The sequence below is a fragment of the Turicimonas sp. TL08 genome (genome assembly GCF_054660695.1).
This window is the reverse complement of the sequence record NZ_BAAGDP010000007.1, coordinates 13,325-26,647: the sequence shown is the minus strand read 5'-3', so window position 1 is coordinate 26,647 and position 13,323 is coordinate 13,325. Positions and strand designations below refer to the sequence as shown.

Below are 13,323 nucleotides of genomic sequence, written 5' to 3'. Positions count from 1 at the left end.
CTGAATGCAATTACGTACACTTATTGCAACCGGCTTGCTCGGCCTTGGCTTTGTTCTCGGCAATGCGCAAGCTGAGGGAGTCGAAACGGCAGCTTTCAACGGGAGCGGCCCAGTCGATAAGACAGTTCAAGATGTTGGCGTCAGAGGCGTTCCTTTCGAACTCGTCGAACTAGACGGCAACTTGATTGAAGCTGTCGGAGGCGAAGACTATATATTCCAAGATTCGACCGGTAAGATCATTGTTCACGTTCCGGAAGAACTGATGGTCGGACAAGTTATTTCCCAGAACACTCCGGTTAAAGTTCAAGGCGAAGTCCATCAAGATGTCGTCCAGCCAAAATCCGTGGACGTTTTTGATATTGAACCGCTTCAATAGCAGAAATTGAAGTATCCTAAATACTCCATGAGAGTTGAGAAGAGGAGCCTTCGGCTCCTCTTTTGGATCAATTAAATCTTATTTTATGTATTGATTTTCCCACTTGTCCATTGTTCCGTCAGCCTTGACCTTCTTCATCCAGTCATTGACTGCTTCTTCAAGTTTCGGATAGCCTTGTTTCATCAAAACGCCGAAATGATTTTCCGTAAACGGCTTATCAACTAAAGGAGCTGCCAGCTTAGGATTGTCTTTGACATAACGGCGAGCTTCCATCGTTTCGGTAATCATGACGTCAGCTTTACCTTCACCGACTAAGCCCGGAATCTCAGCATTATGTTCATGCATTGTGAGCTGAGCTTTCGGAGTGGATTCTTTAGCAAACTTTTCGTTTGTTCCACCCGGGTTGTACATGACTCTAACTTCAGGCTTGTTGACATCAGCGAGAGACTTAAACTGTCCTTCTTTGCCTTTAGTGACAAGAATAGTTTTGCCGAATGTGAGATAGCCGTCAGACATGGTCATCACTTTCTTGCGTGCGTCGGTAACAGTAATACCGCTGATGCCCACGTCAAACTTGTCGTCCATTGTGTCTTGCTGAAGAGTCTTCCACTTCGTCGGAACGTACTCGAGCTTAACACCTAAATATTTAGCCAGAGATTCCGCCATTTCAGCGTCGAAACCTTCATATTTGCCGGTTTCTTTATTGAGGTAGCTCATTGGCTTGTAATCGCCGGTAGAGCCGACTTTAAGAACTCCGCTTTCTTTAATCTGAGCTAAAGAGCGAGCGGAGACATCCATTGAAACGGTGGAAACAGCCATAGCCACTGCGGCCAAGGCCAATGGGAAGATAATTTTTTTCATGATGGGTAAGGTCAAAAACTTATACCTTTTAAATATATTGCGAAAAAATGCCCATTAGAAAAAAACGAAAAAAGGTTTTCCCTAACTCAGCGCATCAATATCTGCTTTGTAGTTCTCTGACCACCCCATACGATCCAAAACTTTTTTAAATTCATCATCTAGCGGAGCTTGGACAGTCAGCGATGCTGCACCGGGAAGCTGGATTTTCAATAAGGCACAATGCAAAAGCATTCTGGATATTCCAAAATACTCATACAGTGCTCTATTGAGATTTCCTTTACCGTATGTCGCATCACCGATTACCGGATGAGCAAGCCATTTCAGATGACGACGAATCTGGTGCTGTCGTCCCGTTTCCAACCAGAGCCGAATAAGCGACAGTCTGGTTTTGTCATATTTTCCTAACGGAACCGGAACCTCACCGACTGCAATCGTTTTGAAGTGACTGACAGCTTCCTGGGGTTCCGTTTTCTGTGTTCTTAAATACGGGTCTACCGGCGGACGGAGAGCATGATCAATAGTACCTTCTTGCGGTGCGAATCCTCTGGCTACTACGAAATAGAATTTTTCGATGCAGACATTTGCATTAAAAAAGGCAACATCTTCCGGACTAAAGACAAAAATGATTGCTCCCGAGGTACCTCTATCAAGCCTAGTTAAAGGCCAAACCTTTCGTCCGAGTTGATCCCGTACGTTCTGTAAAAGAAACTCTGTATCGCCGTTGGCAATTTCAGTTTTGTGCACGAGCATTTTCGCAGGCTTATTCACCACAGCAAATCTTTCGTTCTGATACAGAATCTCCACAGACATCTATCCGGCCTTTCGGTTATTTTTTAGCAATATCGTTTAAGAAAATTGATCTCGTTATTTTCGCAAAACTTTCCTTATTAAATGGTTTCTCACAAACTTTGCTCTTAACCTCTTCAATAATCGTTTTGTATTCCGCAAAAGAAGGAACCTTGTGACCCACGGCGATGCCGTGATCCTGCAAAAACCGCCGGCTCGGACCGTCCAATGGAAAATAAACGGCAGGACATACCCAATACATGCCAATCGTCAAATTGAACTTAATTCCATACTGAGTCGTCGTCAGGCGATCAAACATTGAGCCGACATCTTGGCTGTTATCAAGCAATGCAAGGAAAAAATTCCAAAGATTTTGAATGTCCTCAGCAGTTTTCCCGTCCTTAAATGAAAAGAACATTGAGTTTTCATTGCTTAATGGAGGAATTCCATGAAAATTTTGAGGTGTCGGTTCCTTTACATCAAAGAACTCTTTGAAAGCCTGAGCAACTAAGGATTTCTTGGCATCAGAAATGTGGCGGTTCATAACGCCAAGAAAAGTGAACGGATCAATGTCCGTAACCTTTACACCTTCAGGATTATGCAAATAAGTTGTTTCTTCAGGAAGTTTCTCAAAAAGAAAAGCTACCAAGGCTCTTCTGTCTGATGCATATTTCTTTATGCCATTGCAAACTGCAGGATAAAAGTTAACCCAACTAAAATCTTCTTTCATAACCAGCTCCAAAAGTTCCAATCAGGCTACTACGCTGACTTCTTGATCTTTCGGATATCGGCAATTTTGGGAAGACTCAAACGTGAAAGTGTTTCGGGCCGTTAACCAACCGACAGAGGAATCTCGGCAAAAATAAAGCCTCCAAAGTCATTTTCCAATGGAGGCTGAGAGAATTAAACGACAAGCGAACTTACTTAAACAAGTCGCCTAGTTTGTCGAAAAATCCTTTTTTCTCAGGTGCGTGATGGCTTCTCTTACTTTTATGGAGAGTTGCCTCAAAGTTCTTCAAAATTTCTTTTTGTTCATCAGTCAAGTTAACCGGTGTTTCAACGGCTGTATGAACATAAAGGTCACCGAAATTGCTGGTACGCAAGCTCTTAATACCCTTTCCTCTCAGACGGAAAATCTTACCGGACTGAGTTCCTTCAGGAATCTTCAAGGTTAGCTTACCGTTCAATGTCGGAACTTCAAGTTCGCCGCCAAGAGCGGCCTGAGCAAAGCTCAACGGCATTTCAAGGTGCAAGTCGGCACCGTCTCTATCAAATATGTCGTGCTGTTTAACAGAAACTACAACATACAAGTCTCCGTTGGAGCCGCCGTTTTCACCGGGATACCCGCGGCCTGCAAGACGAATCTTCTGGCCGTCGTCAATACCTGCAGGAATTTGAACCTGAATCTTCTTCCTTTCTTCCTTCCAACCTGTCCCATGGCATTTCGGACAAGGCTTATCGATGACAGTTCCTTTTCCATGGCAGGTAGGACAAGTCTGTTCAACTTGGAAGAAACCTGCTCCTACTCTTACGCTGCCTGCGCCATGACAAGTCGGACATTGTTTAGGTTTAGTGCCCTTCTTAGCGCCGGTGCCGTCGCATTCTTCACATTTTGTCCAGGTAGGAACGAGAATTTCCGTTTCATAACCTTCGGCTGCTTGTTCCAGTGTGATTTCGATTTCATACTGTAAATCTTCACCGCGGCGCATATTTCGGTTTCCGCCGCGAGATCTTGCCTGACCACCGAAGAAGTCGGCAAAGATATCGTTAATGTTGTCAAAGCCCGCAGAAGAGAAGCCTCCGAATCCGCCTTCAAATCCGCCGAAGCCGCCTTGACCGCCTCCGAATGCGGAATGACCGTAGCGATCATATGCAGCACGTTTCTGAGGATCGCTCAAAACCTCGTAGGCTTCACCGACCTGTTTGAATTTTTCTTCAGCTGCTTTATCTCCGTGATTGCGATCCGGATGGTATTTCATCGCCAGACGACGATAATTCTTTTTGATTTCTTCTTGGGTAGCGGTTCTTTCTACACCCAGAACTTCGTAATAATCGAGTTCAGCTTCTGCCATTGAATAATCTCTTTATACAAGCGAAATTTGAATAGTTTAGTGTAGTCAATAGGGCCGCTCCCTTGCAGGAGCGACCCTAATTTTTATTATCTAAATGATAACGCTATCGTGTTCAACTTTACTGATTAGACTTCTTTGAAATCAGCGTCAACTACGTCGTCATCTTTCTTCTGCTGCTGTGCACCGCCTTGTTGCTGCTGTGCACCAGGCTGAGCCTGCTGAGCGTTCAGTTTTTCACCGATCTTCTGAGCGGCAGTGTTCAAAGCTTCAGTACGTTTAACGATAAGGTCTTTGTCTTCACCTCTTGCGGCTTCTTCAAGTTCCTTGATAGCAGCTTCGCAAGCGGCTCTGTCAGTAGCTTCAACCTTTTCGCCAAGGTCAGCAAGAGTCTTCTGAACCTGGTGAATTGCAGCATCAGCATTGTTACGTGCAGTTGCCAATTCAACACGACGGCGGTCTTCAGCCTTATTAGCTTCAGCATCGGCAACCATTCTTTCAACATCTTCTTCAGTCAAACCGGAGCTTGCCTTAATAGTGATCTTGTTTTCCTTGCCGGTAGCTTTATCCTTAGCGGAAACGTGAAGAATACCGTTTGCGTCGATATCGAAGGTAACTTCAATCTGAGGCAAACCACGCGGAGCCGGAGCAATACCTTCGAGGTTGAATTCTCCAAGAAGCTTATTATCGGCAGCCATTTCACGTTCGCCCTGGTAAACCTTAATAGTTACGGCAGGCTGATTGTCTTCAGCTGTAGAGAATGTCTGGCTGTGCTTTGTAGGAATTGTTGTGTTGCGCTTGATCATCGGAGTCATAACACCACCAAGTGTTTCGATACCGAGGGTAAGCGGTGTCACGTCTAACAACAATACGTCATTGCGGTCGCCGGAAAGAACAGCACCCTGAATTGCAGCACCGATAGCAACGGCTTCATCAGGGTTAACGTCTTTACGAGGATCTTTTTCGAAGAACTTCTTAACAGCTTCCTGAACGGCAGGCATACGTGTCTGACCGCCAACCAAAATAACGTCGGAAATGTCTTGGACTGTTGCACCGGCATCCTTAAGAGCCTTCTTGCAAGGTTCAATAGTTCTTTGGATCAAATCTTCGACCAAGCTTTCGAGCTTAGAACGTGTAAGTTTGATGTTCAAATGTTTCGGACCTGTTGCATCAGCTGTGATGTAAGGAAGGTTGATTTCAGTTTCCTGACGGCTGGACAATTCAATCTTGGCCTTTTCAGCAGCGTCTTTCAAACGTTGGAGAGCCAAAATATCCTTGCTCAAGTCAATGCCTGTATCTTTCTTGAATTCGCCGATTACATAATCAACGATTCTTTGGTCAAAGTCTTCACCGCCGAGGAATGTATCGCCGTTGGTAGACAAAACTTCAAATTGTTTTTCACCGTCAACATCGGCCAAGTCAATAATGGAGATATCGAATGTACCGCCGCCGAGGTCATAAACAGCGATCTTGCGGTCGCCCTTGCCGCCTTTATCCATACCGAAAGCCAAAGCAGCAGCTGTCGGTTCGTTAATGATACGGCGAACATCCAAACCAGCGATCTTACCGGCGTCTTTTGTAGCTTGACGCTGGGAGTCATTGAAGTAAGCAGGAACTGTAATAACGGCTTCTGTAACCTTTTCACCAAGATAATCTTCAGCAGTTTGTTTCATCTTGCGAAGAATTTCAGCGGAAACCTGCTGCGGAGCCAAATCCTTGTCGCCAAGAACCTGAACCCAAGCGTCACCGTTAGGTGCCTTAATAATCTTATAAGGCATCAAGCTGATATCTTTTTGAACTTCTTTGTCGTCGTAGCGGCGGCCGATCAAACGTTTAATAGCAAACAATGTGTTTGCCGGATTTGTAACAGCTTGGCGTTTAGCAGGAGCGCCGACTAAAACTTCACCGTTTTCCAAATAAGCAACGATGGAAGGTGTTGTACGAGCGCCTTCGCTATTTTCGATAACACGGACCTTTTCACCTTCAACGACAGCAACAGCCGAGTTGGTTGTGCCAAGGTCAATACCAATAATTTTTGCCATTCTATTTTCCTCACATTGGGGCTTTCAACCCCGTTCTATTTTCAATATTGAGACGATTCTTAAAAAAACAAGTCCTTTATTGAGCGACCGCCACCATTGCGGGTCTTAGTACCCTATCGGCAATTTTCCAGCCTCTTTGGAACACCTGGGCAACGCAGCCCGATTGGACTGCAGGATCTTTCACCATTGTTATTGCCTGCATGGTATTGGGATCAAATTTGAGACCAACCGGATTCTCTTCTTTCATCCCGTTATTTTCCAAGGCACTTTTCAGTTGCCGATAAGTCATTTCCAGACCTTCTTTCAAAGGTCCTTGTTCGTTAGCACAAGCTTCCAAGGCTTTTTCCATGCTGTCGACAACCGGGAGCATAGCTTCTGCAAATTTTTCAATACTAAATTTGCGGGCTTTGGCTACGTCTTCTGCGGCGCGGCGGCGGACGTTATCTGCCTCAGCAACGGCACGAACATATAAATCGTAATTCTCAGCTGCTTTGGCCTCAGCAGCTGCCAACTCTTTAGCGGGATCGAGTTCGGGGAGTTCCGGCACTTCGGGTGCTTGGTCCTGCACTGCTTCTTCAGCGGCGCCTGGAGCTTCCTTTCCTTCCATGGTCTGTTTATTTTGATCGAATCTATTTTCTTGCATTCAACACTCCGTAAATTAAGGAGGCAAGACGAAAAATAAAGTATCTCGTCTCTATAAGGTTGCATATGGTGACAACGCCATATTTTTCAACCTTGCATGAATACACTTTAAACCACTTAGATGGAAACCCTTAAACGACCCACCCGAATTAAGCCATCCTTTGCTTTGGAGGATCCGCGTTTTGAAAACATTTGTTTCCAAAGTAAAAAAACTATTAGGAATCAAGGAGTAAAGCTTCTCTGCAGCTCTTTCTCCAAGAAGCATAGAAAAGACGAGCAAGCCTGCGAGAAAGTATCAATTCACAGATTTTTACTGTGTTTTGCTGAAGGAAAATTCTTTTTGCTCTGAATAGTCCGTCGGTGAAGTCCTTAAAAAGATTCATCCGAAAGGTGTTCATCTCCAGCTTGTATTTGTCCAAGCAATACAACCGGAAGAGCCCGAATTGCAAGCAGTTAAACCTCTTCTAATCTTCTTTCCTACACTGACTCGTAAAATCCAGAGACTTGTCGTAAGTTATTGACTTCACATCCAACAGGCCCAACAAAGAAGAGTAAAGGTTATCGTGGCTTGCTTCTTTGTCCAAGACCTTTCTAAAGCAGGCTGTATCGAGTTTAAGTCTCTCTTCCAAGCTATTCGAAAGCCAAAGGATCATTGGAACTTCTTTTTGAACGCTCGGTGCCATAAATTCAGGAGCACCATGCAGATAGAGATTGTTCTCTCCCAGGCTTTCTCCATGGTCGCTCACATAGAGAAGGCCGGTGTCCATTCCTTTCATTCCTTTAAGCCAATCAATTACGCCGGCCAAGAAGTGGTCTGTGTATAAAACCGAATTGTCATACGCATTAATAATGGACTGACGAGAACACTTTTGAAGTTGCTCATCCTCACAGACCGGCGTGTACTTTTCGAAAGTCTTGGGGTAGCGTTTGGAATAAGCAGGTCCGTGATTTCCCAACTGATGCATAAAGATAACGGTATCCTCGCCCGACTTTAATATTTTGCTGACGTCTAATCCGGCAAGGAGGGCTTCATCAAAGCATCTTCCGCCTCTGCACAGTGAAGCGACGGATTTCTTATCAATAGGGAGTTCCATGACTCCGTCACTGACGCCTTTGCTCCCTGATTGGTTATCTACCCAATAGACGTTCATTCCGGCTCTTTTGAGCACAGGAAGAAGACTTTCCTCCCGCAAAATCCTCTCTCTGTCGTAATTTTGTCTTCCGACGCGGCTGAACATACACGGTAAAGACACATCCGTGCTGGTTCCGCAAGAAATCGTCTTCTTAAAAGCATAAACATTTCTAGCCTTCAGTTCAGGTGTCGTTTGTCTCTCATATCCGGCCAAACCCCAATTAGCCAACCGAACAGTTTCTCCTACAACAACTACAAAAAGCATCCCTTTTTTGCCATTATGAGTTTTGCCTAACGAAGGCTGAGGGTCAATAACTTCTCTTTCACGGGGCGCTGAAGGTGAAGACTCTTTAACCAGGGCTTTGTAGGTAGAACTAAGCACGTTGGCAGGAGCTATGAGGTTACGGGTGACAGGTTCCGTACGAATAAGAGAGGATATTCCTTGAAAATTAGCATAGAGCATCATCAGTCCGACGATGAGAGCTAATGATATCTGTCCAAGCCAATTTAACCACGACTGACGCTTAACCTTGATAAACAAGAAAGCAAACAATCCGGGCAAAGTCAGAAAGATAATTTCTGCTACAGAAGAGAAAGAAATAAGTTCCGAAGCTTCTGCCGTATCGGTGGCAAAGGCATTATTCATCATCTCCGTATTGACGATGGTTCCAAACTCATAATTGAAGTAGAGAGCTCCGGAAGCGAGCAGAGAGAACAGAAGTATCCCAGCCTTCATGATCCATCGGAAATATAAAATTCTTACTCCGATAAACATAATGCACAGAAGAACAACAGCCAATGCAAAGATTAGCGTCAGATCTTGAAAGGAAAAATGCAAAGCTGAAAATACTTTAGAAAAAAACGGTAAGTTCAGAAAGAATGCCAAATAGACCGCAGCCGCTAACGCAAAAGATCCGGCGCTTAAGACCACTGTTGGCTTTTTAATAAAAACTCGAGGCTGAAAAAATAAAAAATATAAAAATGCGCATATCGACCAGTCAAAAAACATGGTCGCTACGGTATGAGAGATAAAGTGGGCCCCCTGAGCTTGTCTGCCTACGCCCAAAATCAAACCTAACGTAACTACTGAGCCTAAGATCAAACCGCACGCAAGGCTTCTTCCAGCGGATCCAACCGGAGACTTAGAGAATTTCAAACTGAGGAAAGCGAAAAATAGAGCAAACAATGCGAATCCGCTCGAAGCGTGTCCGGCCGGAAAACATCTGCCCGCCCCTACGGGATTTCCTCCGAATATTTCCAACGACCACGGGCATGGAGAAGAAGACAGGGCTTTTGCTCCAACCACTGACAAGGCGCAAGTCACAATGGCGACGATGACATAGGTGAACTGTTTGCGATAAGGCTTCAGAGTTTTTCCAAGCGAGAGGTAGGAAGACAGGAGCAAGACCAGTGAACCGACACCGGCGATTACCGGAAAGATTTTGCCCCCTTTATGCAAAATAGTACGGAACAACAAAACATTGGAGTCCCCGTACCACTTTCCGGCGCCCTCGTAAAAAGGAAATGCAAAAAATTGGTCGATCGGACTAGATCTAAATAATGCGATAAAAATATAAATCCACGCCGGAACCAACAGCATCCAAACAATAGGATTACTCTCAGATGCTGCAGGTTTTTCAGAGATCCTTTGAGGATCTTTCACAAGCCTTGGTAAACTTTTCACGGATTATTCACTTTTGAAACTATCGTCATCTCTAGTATGAACCGAGCCTCTGTTATGCTAAGTCATAGAAACGTGAAATAAGAGTGAAATCTATGCCCAGAATACTCATTGTGGAAGACAACGAAGACGTCAGAAGGAACATTGTCGAGTTTCTTGAACTTAAGAAATTTAAGACCGACAACACTGATGATGGCCTTAAGGCATTAGGTCTCACGTTGGTAAACTCTTATGATCTCATCCTCCTTGATGTCATGATTCCCGGTCTTGATGGCATTAGCGTATGTGAACAGCTGAAAAAACGAATGGATTCGACTCCTATCATTTTTTTAAGTGCTAAAGACACGGTAGAAGACAGAATTAACGGACTGACCGTGGGCGCCGATGATTACATCGTTAAGCCCTTTTCTCTTTCAGAACTTCTTCTCAGAATCAATGCTGTTCTCAGGCGAACCAAGAAAGAACTTTCTCCATTCTTAACGATAGGCCCTTTGAAACTGAATGCAGAAACCAAACAGGTCTTCAGGGACGATAAAGAAATTCGCGTAAATCCAACAGGTTTTAAAATTCTTCAGTTTCTGATGTCTAAAAGTCCTAACATTGTCTCTAGAGAAGAACTCGAAAAAGAGATTTGGGGTTTCAACAGAGTCGCGAGCGATGCACTTCGTGCACAAATCCATCTGCTGCGGCAACTAGTGGACAAACCTTTTGAAAAACAGCTGATTCACACCCGTCAAGGATTTGGCTGGTCAATCAAAGCTGAAGAAAAAGACGCCGGAGAAAGTTAAATGAGGAAAGAATGGTCTTTAAAGAAGCTCATAGCTATCAGTATTAGCCTGACCATCATCTGCATTGCCTTGATTTACACGGGTCTAATCTACATGACGATTCACTCGGCCGAGAACCAACTCATGGGGTCGGCTATGAGCAGCACGCTCAACGGCATCATGACCTACGATATTTCTCAAGGCCAACATCCTCGTCTTGACCAGTTCTCCCGTCTTTATATTGAGGGTGACCCGGTCCGTCCAATTCCAGAAGCCTTCAAAGATCTCCCTTTAGGATATGTTGAGGTAGTAAAAGGCGAAGATCTGCACGTCTACACCATGCTTTACGACGGTAAGCGAGTCGTTCTCACCCGCAATCAAGAACTCTTTGAATCGTGGGAAATTAAAGTATTCATCGGGACTCTGGTATTTTTTGCAGCGCTGGTCTGCTTCAGTTTCTTCTTTGCTCATTGGCTTTCCAAGAGACTGCTAAAGCCTTTGGATCGTTTAACTCTAAAAGCAGCGGAAGCAGATAAGGCACTTCAGAACGGTCAAATTTATTCAACAGATCTTTTCAAAGAAAAAAGTTGGTCTGATAATGAAATCGGGCGCCTGGCCAAGACACTTAACGATTTGACCTCCAAGATCCGCAATCTTGCCGTCAAAGAGAAAATCTTTTCAGGCGAAGTTAGCCATGAAATCAGAACTCCTTTGACCGTCATCAATACAAGCTTAGAGTTGTTGGAAACGGACCCCGACACCTCTCCGTCTCAAAGAAAATTCGTCAACAGAGCCCTGAAAGCTTCCCAAAGAATTAAAGAGTTGACTGAGGTCTTTCTGAATCTCTCACGCGGTACCCGCAACGAAGATACGCATCAGGTGACGGTCAGCGAGTTTTTCCAAGATCATCAGCAAGAATTGCAGACAAAGTTTGCCGCTAAAGGGCTGGACTTTAAAGTGAAAGTTCTTTCCAACTCGAAAGATACCTACAACGAAGTCTTAGTCGGTGCAACTTTTGACAATCTTCTGAACAACGCCTTGAAATTTACCGATAAAGGCGGAGTCACCATTTCCATTAATGCAGACTCCGTCATCATTCAAGATACAGGATGCGGCATCAAGGAAGAATACAGAGAAAAGATCTTTGACAGCGGATATCAAGCCAATCCGGATGACAAGTTAGGCGGATTCGGACTAGGCCTGGCAATTGCCAGGAGAGCCGCCGACTATTTAGGATGGACTATTAAGTTAAAAGAGTCGGGAGAAGAAGGAAGTACGTTTGTTATATCCTTCAATAAGAAATAGACTTTCATTGAAACTCGCCGTCCAGTAAGAGGCCGGAATTAGGTCTGCTCCTCCCAGTCGTTTAAATGTTTACCGAGGAAATCGCTGAATAAGTCGAGCCAATAATCTTGAGCGTTGAGACACGGGATGTAATTAAACTCTTTGCCGCCCGCATCCAAGAAGGCCTTTCTTGCTTCCCCCTCGATTTCCTCATGAGTTTCCAAACAGTCGGTGATAAAGCTCGGACAAACGATGTCAATACGTTCCGTTCCCTTTTTTGCAAGTTCTACCAACGTTGGTTCAGTGTAAGGCTGCAGCCATATATCTTTGCCGAATCGAGACTGATAAGTCCGAATCCACTGGTCGGGCCCTAAATTCAATCTATTTGCGATTAAGTCGGATTCGACGACTGTCTGATCTTGGTAAGGATCGCCTTTGTTCACATAGCTTTGGGGCATACCGTGAAAGCTGAGGATCAATTTGCCTTTTTCGCCGAGAGGAGAGTGTTTTTCCCAAAAATCTGAAATACTTTTAGCCAAAGCTTCAATGTAGGCATCTTCGTTGTGAAAGTCTCGAACCATACGAATTTCCGGCTGACTTCTCATGGTCTTAAGCACATCACACAGCGCATCCATCACGGAACCGGTGGTAGTGGCTGAATATTGCGGATTCAGCGGGACCAACAAGATTTTTTGGAAGCCTTTCTCAAGATGAAGATTCCTAACCACATTAGCGATTGAGGGATCTCCGTATCTCATCGCGTAGGTGCAAAAGAGACCCGGAAATTTCTTACCGAGGCGCTGGCTCATTCCTCCGACGAGCTTTTCGGTTTCAACAACTAGAGGTGAGCCTTCCGGTGTCCATATAGTCTCATATCGTTTGGCTGATTGCGGTGATCTAATCGGAAGAATGATGAAATTGAGGATGATTTTCCACAAAATCGGATTGACCTCAATAACACGCGGATCGCCCAGAAACTCTTTTAGGAATTGTTTGACCGCCTTCGGAGTAGGTTCTTTGGGAGAGCCCAAGTTAACAAAAACTACAGCTGTACGGTCGTATGACATATTTTTCCTATTTATTTAGCTCGAAGCCTTTAATGACTCGGCGTGCTTACGATGCATATACCCAATCAAAATAGCGACAATCAAGGACATCCAAAACTTTCCGAGGACCTGGCCGGCAATAAACTGAACGGAGCCAAAAGCCAAAGAAAGGAAAATTGCGCTGTCCACAATAGAACCAATTAACCCGCTCACCATGACAGCCCAAGCAGGCCAACGCTTACGCATAGGCGTGTAAACGATCAGGTCCGCCAATTCCGAGAAGAAAAACGCCATCACGGAGGCAATCACAAGAGACGGCTCAGAAAAGAAAGCCGACAGTGCTGCGCCAATGAGAATTGCGTACAAAGACCACTTAACACCGAGCTTGGATTGGAGACCGTCTCTTAAAACCAAAGCAATACCTGCCATCAAGACACCACTCGGCGCCTCAATCCCAGGCCACACAGGAATTAAACAAGGACCGTCCGGCGTGCACACCGTCCCTACATTCATTACCACCCAGTTCATTGCCGGAATGGTCAAAATAAAAAGGACGAAGTAAAGCAGTCCTACCTGATAATTTTTATCTGCTCGCAATGGCATCAACGATCTCCTAACCGGAATCACAAACCGGGGA

12 protein-coding genes are annotated in these 13,323 nt (G+C 44.8%); 3 read left to right on the top strand and 9 right to left on the bottom strand.

Annotation, left to right across the window (positions count from 1 at the left end):
- The first annotated feature begins 4 nt into the window (after window positions 1–4).
- Window positions 5–376 (top strand): NirD/YgiW/YdeI family stress tolerance protein, encoded by a 372-nt coding sequence (locus ACYQ4O_RS04925; RefSeq protein ID WP_308514058.1) that lies wholly within the window; start codon window positions 5–7, stop codon window positions 374–376.
- A gap of 78 nt (window positions 377–454) precedes the next feature.
- On the opposite strand, the gene ACYQ4O_RS04920 is transcribed toward ACYQ4O_RS04925, so the two are convergent.
- The 7 genes from ACYQ4O_RS04920 to ACYQ4O_RS04890 all read right to left on the bottom strand — a co-directional run bounded on the left by ACYQ4O_RS04920 (window position 455) and on the right by ACYQ4O_RS04890 (window position 9,571).
- A complete protein-coding gene (locus tag ACYQ4O_RS04920; RefSeq protein ID WP_308514059.1) occupies window positions 455–1,237 on the bottom strand; it encodes a transporter substrate-binding domain-containing protein in 783 nt (260 codons plus the stop codon).
- 81 nt (window positions 1,238–1,318) lie between these two features.
- Entirely contained in the window at window positions 1,319–2,047 is a 729-nt protein-coding gene (locus ACYQ4O_RS04915) for a pseudouridine synthase (RefSeq protein WP_460174928.1), read from the bottom strand.
- Window positions 2,048–2,063: 16 nt separating this feature from the next.
- The gene (locus ACYQ4O_RS04910) at window positions 2,064–2,753 is read right to left on the bottom strand and encodes an AAA family ATPase (RefSeq protein ID WP_460174927.1); all 690 of its coding nucleotides are present in this window, start codon (window positions 2,751–2,753) and stop codon (window positions 2,064–2,066) included.
- A gap of 190 nt (window positions 2,754–2,943) precedes the next feature.
- Entirely contained in the window at window positions 2,944–4,095 is a 1,152-nt protein-coding gene (dnaJ, locus tag ACYQ4O_RS04905) for a molecular chaperone DnaJ (protein ID WP_066593931.1), read from the bottom strand.
- A 125-nt stretch (window positions 4,096–4,220) separates the two neighbouring features.
- Window positions 4,221–6,134, bottom strand: a complete 1,914-nt coding sequence (gene dnaK, locus ACYQ4O_RS04900; protein ID WP_277041746.1) for a molecular chaperone DnaK — start codon at window positions 6,132–6,134, stop codon at window positions 4,221–4,223.
- 76 nt (window positions 6,135–6,210) lie between these two features.
- Window positions 6,211–6,777, bottom strand: a complete 567-nt coding sequence (gene grpE, locus ACYQ4O_RS04895) for a nucleotide exchange factor GrpE (protein WP_460174926.1) — start codon at window positions 6,775–6,777, stop codon at window positions 6,211–6,213.
- A 463-nt stretch (window positions 6,778–7,240) separates the two neighbouring features.
- Window positions 7,241–9,571, bottom strand: coding sequence for a phosphoethanolamine--lipid A transferase (locus tag ACYQ4O_RS04890; protein ID WP_460174925.1), 2,331 nt, complete (start codon window positions 9,569–9,571; stop codon window positions 7,241–7,243).
- 113 nt (window positions 9,572–9,684) lie between these two features.
- Here ACYQ4O_RS04890 and ACYQ4O_RS04885 point away from each other — a divergent pair, with 113 nt between their 5' ends.
- A complete protein-coding gene (locus ACYQ4O_RS04885; protein WP_460174924.1) occupies window positions 9,685–10,377 on the top strand; it encodes a response regulator transcription factor in 693 nt (230 codons plus the stop codon).
- Window positions 10,378–11,661, top strand: a complete 1,284-nt coding sequence (locus tag ACYQ4O_RS04880; RefSeq protein ID WP_460174923.1) for a HAMP domain-containing sensor histidine kinase — start codon at window positions 10,378–10,380, stop codon at window positions 11,659–11,661. It abuts the gene before it with no gap.
- A 38-nt stretch (window positions 11,662–11,699) separates the two neighbouring features.
- On the opposite strand, the gene hemH is transcribed toward ACYQ4O_RS04880, so the two are convergent.
- Window positions 11,700–12,707, bottom strand: a complete 1,008-nt coding sequence (hemH, locus tag ACYQ4O_RS04875) for a ferrochelatase (RefSeq protein WP_460174922.1) — start codon at window positions 12,705–12,707, stop codon at window positions 11,700–11,702.
- A gap of 15 nt (window positions 12,708–12,722) precedes the next feature.
- On the bottom strand, window positions 12,723–13,289 hold the full coding sequence (locus ACYQ4O_RS04870; RefSeq protein ID WP_308514069.1) for a VUT family protein: 567 nt from the start codon (window positions 13,287–13,289) through the stop codon (window positions 12,723–12,725).
- Window positions 13,290–13,323: the final 34 nt, after the last annotated feature.

Coding starts and splice junctions, on each gene's coding strand:
- ACYQ4O_RS04925 (WP_308514058.1), top strand. CDS start 5: ATGCAATTACGTACACTTATTGCAACCGGCTTGCTCGGCCTTGGCTTT.
- ACYQ4O_RS04920 (WP_308514059.1), bottom strand. CDS start 1,237: ATGAAAAAAATTATCTTCCCATTGGCCTTGGCCGCAGTGGCTATGGCT.
- ACYQ4O_RS04915 (WP_460174928.1), bottom strand. CDS start 2,047: ATGTCTGTGGAGATTCTGTATCAGAACGAAAGATTTGCTGTGGTGAAT.
- ACYQ4O_RS04910 (WP_460174927.1), bottom strand. CDS start 2,753: ATGAAAGAAGATTTTAGTTGGGTTAACTTTTATCCTGCAGTTTGCAAT.
- dnaJ (WP_066593931.1), bottom strand. CDS start 4,095: ATGGCAGAAGCTGAACTCGATTATTACGAAGTTCTGGGTGTAGAAAGA.
- dnaK (WP_277041746.1), bottom strand. CDS start 6,134: ATGGCAAAAATTATTGGTATTGACCTTGGCACAACCAACTCGGCTGTT.
- grpE (WP_460174926.1), bottom strand. CDS start 6,777: ATGCAAGAAAATAGATTCGATCAAAATAAACAGACCATGGAAGGAAAG.
- ACYQ4O_RS04885 (WP_460174924.1), top strand. CDS start 9,685: ATGCCCAGAATACTCATTGTGGAAGACAACGAAGACGTCAGAAGGAAC.
- ACYQ4O_RS04880 (WP_460174923.1), top strand. CDS start 10,378: ATGAGGAAAGAATGGTCTTTAAAGAAGCTCATAGCTATCAGTATTAGC.
- hemH (WP_460174922.1), bottom strand. CDS start 12,707: ATGTCATACGACCGTACAGCTGTAGTTTTTGTTAACTTGGGCTCTCCC.
- ACYQ4O_RS04870 (WP_308514069.1), bottom strand. CDS start 13,289: ATGCCATTGCGAGCAGATAAAAATTATCAGGTAGGACTGCTTTACTTC.